12 protein-coding genes and 1 riboswitch are annotated in these 14,810 nt (G+C 70.5%); of the genes, 7 read left to right on the forward strand and 5 right to left on the reverse strand.

The window, feature by feature from the left end:
• Nucleotides 1-86: 86 nt before the first annotated feature.
• Nucleotides 87-1,358, reverse strand: a complete 1,272-nt coding sequence (locus tag OEIGOIKO_RS14010) for an extracellular solute-binding protein (protein ID WP_125054333.1) — start codon at nucleotides 1,356-1,358, stop codon at nucleotides 87-89.
• Between the two features lie 306 nt (nucleotides 1,359-1,664).
• Here OEIGOIKO_RS14010 and OEIGOIKO_RS14015 point away from each other — a divergent pair, with 306 nt between their 5' ends.
• From OEIGOIKO_RS14015 to mctP, 5 genes are all read left to right on the forward strand, one after another.
• Entirely contained in the window at nucleotides 1,665-2,423 is a 759-nt protein-coding gene (locus OEIGOIKO_RS14015) for a GntR family transcriptional regulator (RefSeq protein ID WP_125058681.1), read from the forward strand.
• Between the two features lie 145 nt (nucleotides 2,424-2,568).
• Nucleotides 2,569-4,725 (forward strand): carbon starvation CstA family protein, encoded by a 2,157-nt coding sequence (locus OEIGOIKO_RS14020; protein WP_125054334.1) that lies wholly within the window; start codon nucleotides 2,569-2,571, stop codon nucleotides 4,723-4,725.
• Nucleotides 4,722-4,937 (forward strand): YbdD/YjiX family protein, encoded by a 216-nt coding sequence (locus OEIGOIKO_RS14025; protein ID WP_281288348.1) that lies wholly within the window; start codon nucleotides 4,722-4,724, stop codon nucleotides 4,935-4,937. The genes OEIGOIKO_RS14020 and OEIGOIKO_RS14025 overlap by 4 nt, the downstream gene beginning before the upstream one ends.
• A gap of 149 nt (nucleotides 4,938-5,086) precedes the next feature.
• On the forward strand, nucleotides 5,087-5,362 hold the full coding sequence (locus OEIGOIKO_RS14030; protein ID WP_125054335.1) for a DUF3311 domain-containing protein: 276 nt from the start codon (nucleotides 5,087-5,089) through the stop codon (nucleotides 5,360-5,362).
• On the forward strand, nucleotides 5,359-6,993 hold the full coding sequence (gene mctP / locus OEIGOIKO_RS14035; protein ID WP_174857157.1) for a monocarboxylate uptake permease MctP: 1,635 nt from the start codon (nucleotides 5,359-5,361) through the stop codon (nucleotides 6,991-6,993). Before OEIGOIKO_RS14030 ends, mctP begins: the two co-directional genes overlap by 4 nt.
• A 72-nt stretch (nucleotides 6,994-7,065) precedes the next feature.
• Here mctP and OEIGOIKO_RS14040 read toward each other — a convergent pair whose 3' ends face one another.
• The 4 genes from OEIGOIKO_RS14040 to OEIGOIKO_RS14055 all read right to left on the reverse strand — a co-directional run bounded on the left by OEIGOIKO_RS14040 (nucleotide 7,066) and on the right by OEIGOIKO_RS14055 (nucleotide 10,585).
• Nucleotides 7,066-7,485, reverse strand: a complete 420-nt coding sequence (locus OEIGOIKO_RS14040) for a PIN domain nuclease (protein WP_125054336.1) — start codon at nucleotides 7,483-7,485, stop codon at nucleotides 7,066-7,068.
• Nucleotides 7,476-7,682, reverse strand: a complete 207-nt coding sequence (locus OEIGOIKO_RS14045) for a type II toxin-antitoxin system VapB family antitoxin (protein ID WP_125054337.1) — start codon at nucleotides 7,680-7,682, stop codon at nucleotides 7,476-7,478. The genes OEIGOIKO_RS14040 and OEIGOIKO_RS14045 overlap by 10 nt, the downstream gene beginning before the upstream one ends.
• Nucleotides 7,683-7,715: 33 nt before the next feature.
• Entirely contained in the window at nucleotides 7,716-9,143 is a 1,428-nt protein-coding gene (locus OEIGOIKO_RS14050) for a TolB family protein (RefSeq protein ID WP_125054338.1), read from the reverse strand.
• Between the two features lie 74 nt (nucleotides 9,144-9,217).
• A complete protein-coding gene (locus tag OEIGOIKO_RS14055; protein WP_125054339.1) occupies nucleotides 9,218-10,585 on the reverse strand; it encodes a TolB family protein in 1,368 nt (455 codons plus the stop codon).
• 369 nt (nucleotides 10,586-10,954) lie between these two features.
• Nucleotides 10,955-11,117, forward strand: a riboswitch (cobalamin riboswitch).
• Between the two features lie 158 nt (nucleotides 11,118-11,275).
• Between OEIGOIKO_RS14055 and OEIGOIKO_RS14060 the strand changes: the two genes are divergently transcribed.
• Together OEIGOIKO_RS14060 and OEIGOIKO_RS14065 are read left to right on the forward strand one after the other, a co-directional pair.
• Nucleotides 11,276-13,714 carry a ribonucleoside-diphosphate reductase subunit alpha gene (locus OEIGOIKO_RS14060; RefSeq protein ID WP_125054340.1) on the forward strand — a complete coding sequence of 813 codons (2,439 nt, stop codon included), beginning with the start codon at nucleotides 11,276-11,278 and terminating at the stop codon, nucleotides 13,712-13,714.
• Nucleotides 13,715-13,716: 2 nt separating this feature from the next.
• A complete protein-coding gene (locus tag OEIGOIKO_RS14065) occupies nucleotides 13,717-14,787 on the forward strand; it encodes a ribonucleotide-diphosphate reductase subunit beta (RefSeq protein ID WP_031001135.1) in 1,071 nt (356 codons plus the stop codon).
• Nucleotides 14,788-14,810 lie beyond the last annotated feature (23 nt).

A 14,810-nucleotide genomic window follows, 5' to 3' on the forward strand; every position in this document is an offset into this window, starting at 1 on the left:
CCCGTACGGTGGCGGCCCCCGCGGCTGGCGCCGCCGCGGGGACCGCGTTCACTGGTGCCTCGGCGTGCCGCGCGGCACGCCGTCGGTCACTGCTTCTGGGACAGCCGCTTGTTGATCTCGCCCTCGACGTCCTTGGCGGCGTCCGCGGGGGCCTTGCCGTTGAGCACCGCGGTCATGTACGCCTTGATCGGGTTCGGGGTGTTCTCGACCTGGGCCCACTCGGGGATCAGCGGGGTGGTACCGCTGGACTTGGCGGCGCCGGGCGCGGCGGCCTCGGCGGCCGGGTTGCCCTTGGCGGCGGAGGCGAGGTCGGGGGACTTCGGGCTCCAGCCGACCTCCTTGACCATCTGTCCGTCGTTCTTCTTGGACAGCGCGACCTTCAGGAACTCCTTGGCCAGCTCCTGGTTCTGGCCGCCGCCGGCGACGGCGAAGTTGGAGCCACCGAGGAAGACGCCCTCGGGCTTGTCGGCGGTCTCGCCCGGGATGGGGAAGAAGCCGATGTCGTCCTTGATGGCCGGGTTGGCCTTGACGGCGGTCGGGCCCTCGTAGCCCATGGCGATGATGGCGCCGGTCTTGCCCTTGGAGAAGATCTCGGCCTGCTGGGGGGTGGCCTCGTCCTTGTTCTTCGGGGCGGTGCTGAAGGCCTGGTACTGCTTGTAGATGTCCATGGCCTTGGAGACCTTGGGGTCACCGAGGTTGGAGACCCACTTGCTGCCGTCCTTCTTGACCAGGTCGGCGCCGGTCCCGATGGTCAGGCCGTCGAAGAAGTACCAGTTCTGGCCGGGGAGGTAGAGCGGCTCGGCGTCGGTCTTCTGCTTGATGGTGTCGAACGCCTTGAAGAGTTCGGCGCGGGTCTTGGGCAGTTCCTTGATGCCCGCCTGCGCCCAGATCTTCTTGTTGTACATCACCACGCGGTTGCCCGCGTACCAGGGGAGGGCGTACTGCTTGCCGTCGGCCATGGCGGCCTTGTTGAAGGAGTCGGTCCAGTCGGCGCCGATCTCCTTCTTCAGGTCGCCCAGGTCCGCGAGGGCGCCGGCCTTGGCGTACGCGGCGGTCTGGGTGTTGCCGATCTCGACGACGTCGGGCGGCGTGCTCTCGGAGAGGGCGGTGGTCAGCTTCTGCTGGATGCCGTTCCACTGCTGGACGCGGAATTCGACCGTGGCGCCGGTCTTCTTCTTGAAGTCCTCGGAGACCTGCTTGGTCCACTGTGCCGGGTTGGAGCCGTCCATGACCCAGACGATGAGCTTCTTGCCCTTGAAGTCCGAGGCCCCCGCCGTCTTGCTGTCGCTGGACCCACAGGCAGCGACACTCACCAACATTCCCGCGACTGCCGTCGCCGCTATGAGTCCACGCTTCATTGCGCTCTCCCCTGAAAACCGTGAGTGGTCTTTAATGGTTTAGACCAGTGCCCGCAGCTTGGCCTAGACCTTTTGGGGTGTCAAGGGTGTATAAGAGTCGCTGTCAGGTCCGTTACCGGACCGACATCTGGGGCCTGTCGCCGCAGCCGCGGCGTCCGTCCGCAGGGCAGACGCTACGTTGGCGTCGGGCCCCGCGAGCGGGCACGGACCAGTAAGGGAGCATCGGGACCCCACCCGTGCCACGATGAGCCGCTACGTACGGAGGAGCCGGTGACGGCAGCGCGACAGGAGTCGGAGAGGCGGGTCATGGAGACCGACGGGGGCAGCGCGGACAACGGCGGCGGCGCACGTACCGCCCGCGTGCCCAAGTACTACCGCCTCAAGCGCCACTTGCTGGAGATCACCGAGACGCTGCCCCCGGGCACGCCGGTCCCGCCGGAGCGGACCCTGGCGGCGGAGTTCGACACCTCCCGCACCACGGTACGCCAGGCCCTCCAGGAACTGGTCGTCGAAGGTCGGCTGGAACGCATCCAGGGCAAGGGCACGTTCGTCGCCAAACCCAAGGTCTCGCAGGCCCTGCAACTGACCTCGTACACCGAGGACATGCGGGCCCAGGGCCTGGAGCCGGCCTCGCAGCTGCTCGACATCGGCTACGTCACGGCCGACGACCGCCTGGCCGGGCTGCTGGACATAACGGCCGGCGGCCGGGTGCTGCGCATCGAACGGCTGCGGCTGGCCAGCGGCGAGCCGATGGCCATCGAGACCACCCACCTGTCGGCGAAGCGGTTCCCCGCGCTGCGCCGCAACCTGGTGAAGTACACCTCGCTCTACACGGCGCTGTCCGAGGTCTACGACGTCCGGCCGGCCGAGGCCGAGGAGACCATCGAGACCTCGCTGGCCACCCCGCGCGAGGCCGGGCTGCTCGGTACGGACGTGGGCCTGCCCATGCTGATGCTCTCCCGGCACTCCCTCGACGCCGAGGGCGCGCCGGTGGAGTGGGTGCGGTCGGTCTACCGCGGCGACCGCTACAAGTTCGTGGCGCGGCTGCAGCGGCCGGCCGACTGACCACCCGGCGGCGGGACGGACCGTACGGGCGTCCCGCCGGAAGCGGCCCGCGCCCGGCGCCCCGCCGCGCCCGCGGGGGTATGGCGCGATCCGCCCCGCTGCCTCTACGGTCCTTCCGTCGTCGCGTCGACGGGAGGACGTACAGGTGCGCCCAGCAGGCAGACCTCGAAGTGCCGCCAATCCTCGCAAGATCGCCCTGTGGACGGCGGTGGCGCTGGTCGGCGCCGCCGGCTGGACGCTGCTCGCGCTGTCCCGCGGCGAGGAGGTCTCGGCCGCCTGGATGGTGGCCGCCGCCCTCGGCTCGTACGCGATCGGCTACCGCTTCTACGCGCGGTTCATCGCGACCCGCGTACTGAAGTTCGACCGGACCCGCGCCACGCCCGCCGAGCGGCTGAACGACGGCGTGGACTTCCACCCCACCGACCGGCGGGTGCTGCTCGGGCACCACTTCGCGGCCATCGCGGGCGCCGGGCCGCTGGTGGGGCCGGTGCTCGCCGCCCAGATGGGATATCTGCCGGGCACCATCTGGATCATCGTCGGGGTGGTCTTCGCGGGCGCTGTGCAGGACATGGTGGTGCTGTTCTTCTCCACCCGGCGCGACGGCCGGTCGCTGGGGCAGATGGCGCGCGAGGAGATCGGCGTGGTCGGCGGGGCCGCCGCGCTGCTCGCCGCCTTCGCCATCATGATCATCCTGCTGGGCGTGCTGGCGCTGATCATCGTCAACGCGCTCGCCCAGTCCCCCTGGGGCACCTTCTCCATCGGCATGACCATCCCGATCGCCCTGCTGATGGGCTTCTACCTCCGGGTCCTGCGCCCCGGCCGGGTCACCGAGGTCTCCCTGATCGGCGTCGCGCTGCTGCTGCTCGCGCTGGTCGCGGGCCGCTGGGTCGCGGACTCGTCCTGGGCCGACACCTTCACGCTGGAGCCGGGGACGCTGGTCGTCTGGCTGGTGGCGTACGGGTTCATCGCCTCCGTCCTGCCCGTGTGGACGCTGCTGGCGCCGCGCGACTACCTCTCCACCTTCATGAAGATCGGCACGATCGGGCTGCTGGCGGTCGGCGTGCTGGTCACGGTGCCCAACCTGAAGATGGACGCGGTCACGGACTTCGCCGGGCGGGGTGACGGCCCGGTCTTCGCCGGGTCGCTCTTCCCGTTCGTCTTCATCACCATCGCCTGCGGCGCGCTCTCCGGCTTCCACGCGCTGATCTCCTCCGGCACCACACCCAAGATGGTGCAGAAGGAGACCCAGATCCGCATGATCGGTTACGGGTCGATGCTCATGGAGTCGTTCGTCGCGGTGATGGCCCTGGTGGCGGCGTCGATCATCGACCCGGGGCTGTACTTCGCGATGAACGCGCCGGCCGGGGTGATCGGCGACACCGTCCAGTCGGCCTCCCAGGCCGTCGCCCAGTTCGGATACAGCATCTCCCCCGACCAGTTGGCGGCCGCGGCCAAGGCCGTGGAGGAGCACACCCTGCTGTCCCGTACGGGCGGCGCGCCCACGCTCGCCGTCGGGGTCGCGGACATCTTCTCGCAGGTCTTCGGCGGCGCCGGGATGAAGGCGTTCTGGTACCACTTCGCCATCATGTTCGAGGCGCTGTTCATCCTCACGGCGCTGGACGCGGGTACCCGGGTCGGCCGGTTCATGCTCCAGGACATGCTGGGCAACGTCTACAAGCCGTTCCGCAGGGTGAGTTGGAAGCCCGGGCTGGTGCTGTGCAGCGCGGCCGTGGTGGCGCTGTGGGGCTACTTCCTGTGGGTCGGCGTGCACGAGCCGCTCGGCGGCATCAACCAGCTGTTCCCGGTCTTCGGCATCGCCAACCAGCTCCTGGCGGCGGTCGCGCTGACCGTCTGCACGACGCTGCTGGTGAAGTCCGGCCGCCTCAAGTGGGCCTGGATCACCGGCGTGCCGCTCGCCTGGGACGCCGTCGTGACGCTCACCGCGAGCTGGCAGAAGGTCTTCTCCGGCGACCCCAAGGTCGGTTTCTTCACGCAGCGTTCGGTCTATCAGGACGCCATCGACGCCGGGAAGGTGCTGCCGCCCGCCAAGAGCATGGACGACATGCACACGGTGGTCACCAACTCGACGGTGGACGGCGTGCTGTCGGCGGTGCTCGCCCTGCTGATCGTGGTGGTGCTCGCGGACGCCGCCCGGGTCTGCGTACGCCATCTGCGCGACCCCGCGGCGTCCCGGCTCAGCGAGGCCCCGTACGTGCGGTCGGCGATCGTCGCGCCCGCCGGGCTGGTGGCCTCCAAGGAGGAGAAGGCGGAGCTGGCGGCCGCGGAGCGGAGCGGGCCGTGAGCGCGGCACCGTCGGTGGCGGCGGTCCGGCGCGGGCTGCGCTGGATGCGCTGGTACGTACGGGAATTGACCGGCGAGAGCGCGTACGAGCGGTACGTCGCGCATGTCCGGCAGCACGCTCCCGACGCGCCGGTGCCCGGCCGCCGTGAGTTCGAACGGCAGCGGGCCGCCGCGCGCGAGGGCGACCCCCGCTCCGGCCTCCGCTGCTGCTGAGGCGGCGGGCCCGGCGCGGCCGAGGCGGCGCCCGTCGTTGCCGTACCGATATACGGACAGGTAGTGACGCGCGCAACTTCCCTGGCTTAGATTTCCTGCCCATCGCACGCGTGATCACCGAGGGACCGCCAGGGAACGGAGCCACCACCATGCCAGAGCCGTCCGAATCAGCCGGAACACCAGCGGGCAGAGCCGCCCCGGTCGTCACGCCCAGCCGCGTGATCGCCGGGCTGTGCCTGGTCGCGCCCTTCGTGGCGATGCTGTGGGTGAGCTCGTACGCCAAGGTGGAGCCGACGCTCATCGGCATCCCGTTCTTCTACTGGTACCAGATGCTGTGGGTGCTGATCTCGACCGCGCTCACCATGATCGCGTACAAGCTGGTCCAGCGTGAACAGCGGCTGCGCAAGGGGGGTGCGGCCCGGTGAAGGACGGCGTGAACGGCGTCGCGCTCGCCGTCTTCATCTTCTTCTTCGTGGCCGTCACGGTCATGGGCTTCCTGGCGGCGCGCTGGCGCAAGGCCGCGCAGTCCGACAACCTCGACGAATGGGGCCTGGGCGGCCGCAGCTTCGGCACTTGGGTGACGTGGTTCCTGCTCGGCGGCGACCTCTACACCGCGTACACCTTCGTCGCCGTACCCGCGGCGATCTACGCGGCGGGCGCGGCCGGGTTCTTCGCGGTCCCGTACACGATCCTCGTCTACCCGCTGATCTTCACCTTCCTGCCCCGGCTGTGGTCGGTCTCGCACAAGCACGGGTACGTCACCACCTCCGACTTCGTGCGCGGCCGGTTCGGCTCCAAGGGCCTGTCGCTGGCCGTGGCGCTCACCGGCATCCTCGCCACGATGCCGTACATCGCGCTGCAACTCGTCGGCATCCAGGCGGTGCTGGACGTGATGGGCGTCGGCGGCGGCGAGAACACCCACTGGTTCGTCAAGGACCTGCCGCTGCTGATCGCCTTCGGCGTGCTCGCGGCGTACACCTACTCGTCCGGGCTGCGGGCGCCCGCACTGATCGCGTTCGTCAAGGACGGGCTGATCTACCTGGTCATCATCGTCGCGATCATCTACATCCCGATCAAGCTGGGCGGGTTCGAGCACATCTTCGCGGTGGCCGAGGACACCCTCGCGCAGCCGAATCCGGCGACCGGCAAGCCACGCGGCGAACTGGCCAGCGGGCCGAACGCGCAGTGGGCGTACGCGACGCTGGCCCTCGGCTCGGCGCTCGCGCTGTTCATGTACCCGCACTCGATCACCGCGACGCTGTCCTCCCGCAGCCGCAACGTGATCCGCCGCAACACCACCATCCTGCCGCTGTACTCCCTGATGCTGGGGCTGCTCGCGCTGCTCGGCTTCATGGCGGTGGCGGCCGGGATCAAGGTGCAGAACGGGCAGCTGGCCATTCCGCAGCTGTTCGAGGACATGTTCCCCGACTGGTTCACCGGCGTGGCGTTCGCCGCGATCGGCATCGGCGCGCTGGTCCCCGCGGCCATCATGTCCATCGCCGCGGCGAACCTCTTCACCCGCAACATCTACAAGGACTTCCTCCGGCCCGGCGCCACGCCCGCACAGGAGCACAAGGTGGCCAAGCTGGTGTCGCTGCTGGTGAAGGTGGGTGCGCTGGTCTTCGTCCTGACGATGGACAAGACCGTCGCGATCAACTTCCAGCTCCTGGGCGGCATCTGGATCCTCCAGACGATGCCGGCCCTGGTCGGCGGCCTGTTCACCCGCTGGTTCCACCGGTGGGCGCTGCTGGCCGGCTGGGCGGCCGGCATGATCTACGGCACGCTCGCGGCGTACGGGGTGGCCAGCCCCACGCAGAAGCACTTCGGCGGCTCCAGCGCGGAGATCCCCGGCATCGGCGAGATCGGCTACATCGGCCTGACCGCGTTCCTCCTGAACGTCCTGGTCACGGTCGTCCTGACGGTGATCCTGCGGGCCACCAAGGCCCCGGACGGCGTCGACGAGACGTCCCCGGAGGACTACACGGCGGACGTGGGCGACCAGGGCGTCCAGGCGGAGCTGCCGCCGGTCACGGCGGGGGCGCCGGCGGGGCATTGAGCCTCGGGACCGTGCGCGTGAGCGGGCCGCCGCACAGTGCTGTGCGGCGGCCCGCTCACGCATGAGTGCGCTTCAGTCGGCCGTTCCGGCGGGTGCCACCCACTCGACGGCCTGGCCTGTGAACTTGGCGATCAGATCGAAGTCGCCGTCGTAGTGCAGCACGGTCAGGCCGTGAAGTTCCGCCGTGGCGGCGATGAGCAGGTCGGGGATCGAGACGGCACGGTGCTCATTGTGGTGCGCCAGTGCGTTCTGGACCTCGATCGCCCGCCCGAGCACATCGTCGTCCGTCGCGAACCACTCGAACGCCTTCCGGCGGTCCCGGAGTATGTCGTGTTCCGTGCCGTTGCGTGCGCTGTACAGCATCTCCAGGTCGATCACGCCCGTCGTACCGATGAGCCCCCGGATGATCAGCGGCTCCAGTGCCGCACGCACAGCAGGCTTCGCGGCGCGCGCCCAGACACTCTTGTCGACCAGGTACCTCGCTACCGCCACGCTTCGGCCATCACTTCCGGGTCGCCGAGGTCAGGCAGCGCCCCGGAAGCCAGCTCGTCGAGGTGACGGAGCTGTGTCTCGGTTGCCACCAGACGCCGTAGGGCCTCGTTGACGGTCGCCTTCTTGGTCGTCGTACCCAGTATCTCCGCCGCTTGGCTCATCAGAGAGTCGTCGAGGTCGATCTGCGTCGCGGTCATGGCCCACCTCCGGCTTGTATGCAAGCTGAGCGCTCACTGATACATGGTGGCACCCTCAAGGTGTATAGGCAATGCGGCGGAATGGCCATGCCCTCGTGCCTGCGGCCCCACCCTCCGCACGAACACGTCCGTGACCCCGTTCGTGTCGCCCGGGACCAGGTCGGCCGCGTCGGAGTCGAAGGCGACGAGACGGCCCGTGGCGTCGGTGGAGGCGCTGGAGGAATAACCCTGGGCCTGGGTGCCGTCGGTGGCGACGCTGACCCGTTCGACGGTGCCGGTCCGCAGGTCGCGGACGAAGATGTCCTGGGCGCCGTTGGTGTCGCCGGGCACCAGGTCGGGGGACGAGGACTGGAAGTACAGACGGCGGTTGTCGGCGGACAGCACGCCCAGTCCGGAGGACCCGGTCAGCGGCTGCTTTCCGTCGTGGGTGCGGCTCATCTGCTCCGTGGTGCCCTTGACGAGGTCGCGGACGAACAGGTCCGGGCGGCCCGTCGGGTGGCCGGGCACCACTTCGCCGTACTGGCTGGAGAAGATCGCGTAGCGGCCGTCGGGGCTGAGCGAGGCGTTCCAGGCGCCCACCGGCTCACCGGCCGAGCTGAGGCTCGCCACGCTCGTGCGGCCGGTGTCCAGGTCGTGCGGGAAGAACGGGTAGCTGTGCGGTCGGCGCTGCTCGGCCTCCTGGCGGGCGGCCTGGGCTGACTTCGGGGGCAGGTTGGACGCCTTGGAGATGAAGCCGACCTTGCGGCCGTCGTAGCTGATCACCGGGCTGGCGGAGGGGCCGGCGGCCTGCTCGCCGCCGGTGACGGAGACGCTCACCCGGGTCACGGTGCCGGTTCTGCGGTCGCGTACGAAGATGTCCTGGGCGCCGTTGGTGTCGCCGGGCACCAGGTCCTCGCGGCTGGACGCGAACGCCACGTACCGCCCGTTGGCGCTGATCACCGGCATCTGGTTGCCCTGCCTGCCCTGCGGGGGCCGCCCGTCGAGGGTGACGCTCTCGGTCCGTCCGGTCCGGCGGTCGTGGACGAAGATGTCGGTGTCGGCGTTGGTGTCGCCCGGCACGAGGTTCGCCGCGTCGGACGCGAAGGCGACGTACCGCCCGTCGGCGCTGAGGGACGGGGTGGACGACCAGGAGTTGGCCTGGGTGCCGTCGCTCGCCACGTTGACGCGCTCGACGGCGCCCGTCCGCAGGTCCTTCACGAAGACGTCCGACCTCCCGTTGGTGTCGCCGGGCACCAGGTCGCTCGCGTCGGAGTCGAAGGCGACGTACCGGCCGTCGGCGCTGATCGCCGCGCCGGACGAGCCGTCGTCGGCCTGCGCCCCCTCGGCGGTGACGCTGACCCGCTCGGTGCCGGACGGCGGCGCGGTACGGGCGCCGGCCGTCGTCGCGGGCAGCAGCGCGGCGAGCGCGCACACGCCCGTCACGGCGGCGAGTCTTCGGGCGGTGGTGCGGGTGGTCATCATGGTGGGTTCCCCTCCTGGTGGATACGCCGCTGCGTCAGCGCGTCAGCCCGTCAGTACGTCGGTACGTCAGTACGTCAGTGCTCCAGCCGCCGGACGAACACGTCGCCCGTCCCGTTCGTGTCCCCGGGCACCAGCCCCTCGTCGCGCGAGTCGAAGGCCGCCAGCCGTCCGGCGGCGTCGGGTGCCGCGGTGTTCGTCCAGGACGCCGACTGGCCGCCGTCCGCGCCGACGTTGATCCGCTCGACCTGTCCGGTGCGCAGGTCGCGGACGAAACCGTCCACCTGGCCGTTGGTGTCGCCGGGTACCAGGTTGGTGGCCGCCGAGGTGAAGAAGAGCCGCCGGTTGTCGGCGCTGAGCCGTCCGTCGGAGGACCAGCCGTTGCCCTGGGCGCCGTCGTGCGTGCGGGACAGCAGCCGGGTGGTGCCGCGTTCCAGGTCGCGGGCGAAGAGGTCGTACGTGCCGTTGGTGTCGTCCGGCACCACGTCGGCGGCCAGCGCGGAGAAGACCGCGTACCGGCCGTCGGGGCTCAGCCTGGGGGACGGCGACACGCCGACCACGGCGCCCGTGGTGCTCAGGCTCGCCACGCGGGTCCGCCCGGTGGCCAGGTCGTGGACGTACAGGGGGTCCTGCGGCGGCGGGCGGCGGAAACCGGGCCCGGCGGGGGTGAGATTGGTCGCCTTCGAGGTGAACGCGATCCGGCGGCCGTCGGCGCTGATCGACGGGAACGCGGACGCGGCGTTCGCCTCGGTGCCGTCGCTCGCCACGCTGACCCGTCGCGTCGTTCCCTTCTGCACATCGTGGACGAAGACGTCCAGGCGCTCGTTGGTGTCGCCGGGCACCAGGTCCGGGCGGTAGGAGCCGAAGACGAGGCGGTGACCGTCGCCGCTGAGGGCGAAGTTCTGGACCCCGTAGCCGTACGGGGACTTCCCGTCGCCCGCCGTGGGGCTCACGGTGCGCCCGGTGCGGCGGTCGTGGACGAAGACGTCGCCCTCGCCGTTGGTGTCGCCGGGGACCAGGTTCGTCGCGCTGGAGTAGAAGGCCACATACCGCCCGTCGGCGCTGATCTCGGGTGACCCGGAAAGGGCGTCACCGGGCGTGCCGTCACCGGCGACGCTGACCAGGTCGACCTTTCCCGTCCGTAAATCCTTGACGTAGACGTCCTGGTGGCCGTTGGTGTCCGCGGGCCCCAGATTGGTGGCTTCCGAGGTGAATGCCACGAACCGCCCGTTCGCGCTGAGCGTCGGATCGCCTGAAAAACCGTTTCCCTGCGTCCCGTCCGCGGCGACGCCGACCCGCTCGGTGGCCGGCACCGCCCGTCCCGCCGCGGCCGCCCGTCCCGCCGCGGCCGCCGGTGCCATGGGCAGCACCCCCGCCACCACGCACACCCCTGCCACCAGCCCCACGACACGCACGGCGCCACGCACCCCACCGGTTCCTCGCATGACTCCCCCTCGCACAAGGCCCCCACCCGCCCCGCCGGACCGGCGGAGCAGACAAGGAGCCAATACGCTCCAGGAGTCCCGGTCAACGCGTCAGGGACATTCCGCGCCACCAATACGCCCCCTGCATCAGCCCCCGTCCAGGCCGCGCCGGACAGCCCGGCAACCCGCCCGGCAGACGCCCCGCGACAGGCCCGGCGGACGCCCCGCGACAGGCCCGGCAACCGGTCCGGCGAACGGCCGCGGAGCCCCCCGGGGAACAGCCCGGGGCCACCGCGTGGCACCCTCTCGGAGGCCCCGGCAAACCCCGGGAAACCGCCCCGGAACGGCCGCCGATTACCACGACTCCGGGCATCCCCGCGCCAACGCGACACAAGATATGGGGGTGGGTGCACGAGGCAGCACAAGATGTATGCTCGTGCTCGCTGTCGTCGCAGGGGAATCCGGTGCGAATCCGGAACTGTCCCGCAACGGTGTACGAAGTGCGCACACCGCACCCGTGAGTCCGAAGACCTGCCCACAGTACGCCCGCGCCAGGACCGGCGCGGACGTCGATACGTCCGGGTCTCGCGGGTTGGACCGGTGGACGCTGCGCGGTGTGCCCGCGCGCCCCTTGCCGTGCCGGGGGTGCCGCACGCCCGTACGCGCCCTCGTGCCCTCCCCAGGCCCCCGCCGAGTGAGGGAGAGCAGCACGTGACCATCGCGCCAACGGAGCCCGCAGCAGCCGAGCAGGTCGTGCAGCCCGCGAAGGACACGCAGCCCCAGCAGGGCCCCGGCGGCCAGGCCGCGGACGGCCCCGGCGCCGCCCTGCTGCGCACGCTGACCGACCTCACCGTCGACCTGCCCGCCACCGACCCGGGCAAGATCGCCGCCGCCGCGCTGCGCGGCCGCCACCCCGGCTCCGACGAGGCCGAGCTGCGCTCGCTGGCCATGGAGGCCGCGGCCGGCCTGATCGGCGACGAGCCGCAGTACTCCAAGCTGGCCGCCCGCCTGCTGACCCGCGCCATCGCGGAGGAGGCGGCCGCGGAGGGGGCGGTCGCCTTCTCCGCCTCCGTCGCCACCGGTCACCGCGAGGGCCTGATCGCCGACAGCACCGCGGAGTTCGTCCGGACCCACGCGGCCCGCCTGGACGAGCTGGTGGAGCGCGCCCTGACGGACGGCGCCGACGACCGGTTCGGCTACTTCGGCCTGCGCACCCTGCACTCCCGCTACCTGCTGCGCCACCCGATCTCCCGCCAGGTGATCGAGACCCCGCAGCACTTCCTGCTGCGGGTGGCCTGCGGCCTGGCCGAGGACCACAGCGAGCGGGCGCTGGCCGACGTCGCCGAGCTGTACCGGCTGACCAGCACCCTGTCGTACCTGCCCTCCTCGCCCACCCTCTTCAACTCCGGCACCCGGCACCCGCAGATGTCCTCCTGCTACCTGCTGGACTCCCCGCTGGACGAGCTGGACTCGATCTACGACCGCTACCACCAGGTGGCCCGGCTCTCGAAGCACGCCGGCGGCATCGGCCTGTCGTACTCCCGGGTCCGCGCCCGCGGCTCGCTGATCCGCGGCACCAACGGCCACTCCAACGGCATCGTGCCGTTCCTGCGCACCCTGGACGCCTCGGTCGCGGCCGTGAACCAGGGCGGTCGGCGCAAGGGCGCCGCCTGCGTCTACCTGGAGACCTGGCACGCGGACCTGGAGGAGTTCCTGGAGCTGCGCGACAACACGGGCGAGGAGGCCCGGCGCACCCACAACCTCAACATCGCGCACTGGATCCCCGACGAGTTCATGCGCCGCGTCGAGGCCGACGCCGACTGGTCGCTGTTCTCCCCCAGCGACGCGCCCGAGCTGGTCGACCTGTACGGCGACGCGTTCGACGCCGCGTACCGCAAGGCGGAGGCCGAGGGCCGCTACGTCAAGCAGGTCCCGGCCCGGGTCCTGTACTCGCGGATGATGCGCACCCTCGCGCAGACCGGCAACGGCTGGATGACCTTCAAGGACGCCGCCAACCGCACCGCGAACCAGACCGCCGAACCCGGCAAGGTCGTGCACTCCTCGAACCTGTGCACCGAGATCCTGGAGGTCACCGACGACGGCGAGACCGCCGTCTGCAACCTCGGCTCGGTCAACCTCGCCGCCCACCTCGGCGACAACGGCGAGATGGACTGGGAGAAGCTGGACGCCACGGTCCGTACGGCGGTGACCTTCCTCGACCGCGTGGTGGACATCAACTTCTACCCGACGGAGCAGGCCGGCACCTCCAACTCCCGCTGGCGCCCGGTGGGCCTGGGCCTGATGGGCCTCCAGGACGTCTTCTTCCGGCTGCGGCTGGGCTTCGACTCGCCCGCGGCACGGGAGCTGTCCACCCGCATCTCCGAGCGGATCATGCTCGCGGCGTACGAGGCGTCCGCCGACCTCGCCGAGCGGCACGGCCCGCACCCGGCCTGGTCCGCGACCCGTACGGCCCGCGGCGTGCTGCACCCGGACCACTACCCGAACGCCGAGCCGCGCTGGGCGGACCGGTGGACGGCGCTGCGCGCCCGTATCGCGACGACCGGTATGCGCAACTCGCTGCTGCTGGCCATCGCGCCGACCGCCACCATCGCGTCCATCGCGGGCGTGTACGAGTGCATCGAGCCGCAGGTCTCGAACCTGTTCAAGCGCGAGACGCTGTCGGGCGAGTTCCTCCAGGTCAACGCGTACCTGATCGAGGAGCTGAAGGCGCTGGGCCTGTGGGACGCGCGCACCCGTGACGCACTGCGCGAGGCCAACGGCTCGGTGCAGGAGCTGGACCGGATTCCCGCCGAGACCCGCGCGCTGTACCGCACGGCGTGGGAGATCCCGCAGCGCGCGCTGATCGACATGGCGGCGGACCGTACGCCCTACCTCGACCAGAGCCAGTCGCTGAACCTGTTCATGGCGTCCCCGACCATCGGCAAGCTCAGCTCGATGTACGCGTACGCCTGGAAGCGCGGCATCAAGACCACCTACTACCTCCGCTCGCGTCCGGCGACCCGTATCGCCCAGTCCGCGCGCGGCACGGGCGGGGGCGCGCAGACCGCTCCCGTACCCGCTCAGGCGGCCGACCCCGAGGCCGTCGCCTGCTCCCTGGAAAACCCCGAGTCCTGCGAGGCATGCCAGTAATCATGACTACCGCACCCGAGAAGAACACGACCGAGACGTCCGCCGCCGCCTCGCACACCGCCACCACCGGCAGCAAGAACCTGCTCGACCCGGGCTTCGAGCTGACCCTGCGCCCGATGCGCTACCCGGACTTCTACGACCGCTACCGCGACGCGATCAAGAACACCTGGACCGTGGAGGAGGTCGACCTCCACTCCGACGTGGCCGACCTCGCCAAGCTCTCGCCCGGCGAGCAGCACATGATCGGCCGGCTCGTCGCGTTCTTCGCGACCGGCGACTCGATCGTGGCGAACAACCTGGTCCTGACGCTCTACAAGCACATCAACTCCCCCGAGGCGCGGCTCTACCTGAGCCGGCAGCTCTTCGAGGAGGCCGTGCACGTCCAGTTCTACCTGACGCTGCTGGACACCTACCTGCCCGACCCGGAGGACCGCGCGGCCGCGTTCGCCGCCGTGGAGAACATCCCCTCCATCCGGGAGAAGGCCGAGTTCTGCTTCAAGTGGATGGATTCGGTCGAGTCCATCGACCGTCTGGAGTCGAAGGCCGACCGCCGCCGCTTCCTGCTGAACCTGATCTGCTTCGCGGCCTGCATCGAGGGGCTCTTCTTCTACGGCGCCTTCGCGTACGTGTACTGGTTCCGCTCGCGCGGTCTGCTGCACGGCCTGGCGACCGGCACCAACTGGGTGTTCCGCGACGAGACCATGCACATGGAGTTCGCGTTCTCGGTCGTGGACACGGTGCGCGAGGAGGAGCCCGACCTCTTCGACGACGAGCTGGAGGGCCAGGTCACCGCCATGCTCAAGGAGGCCGTCGAGGCCGAGCTGCAGTTCGGCCGTGACCTGTGCGGCGACGGCCTGCCGGGCATGAACACCGAGTCGATGCGCGAGTACCTCCAGTGCGTCGCCGACCAGCGCCTGCAGCGCCTCGGCTTCGCGCCGGTGTACGGCTCGGAGAACCCGTTCTCCTTCATGGAGCTGCAGAACGTCCAGGAGCTGACCAACTTCTTCGAGCGGCGCGCCTCGGCCTACCAGGTCGCCGTCGAGGGTTCGGTCTCCTTCGACGACGAGTTCTGATCCACCGGGCCGGACAGCCGGAC

The sequence above is a fragment of the Streptomyces paromomycinus genome, assembly GCF_003865155.1.
GTDB classification, from domain to species: Bacteria; Actinomycetota; Actinomycetes; order Streptomycetales; family Streptomycetaceae; genus Streptomyces; species Streptomyces chrestomyceticus.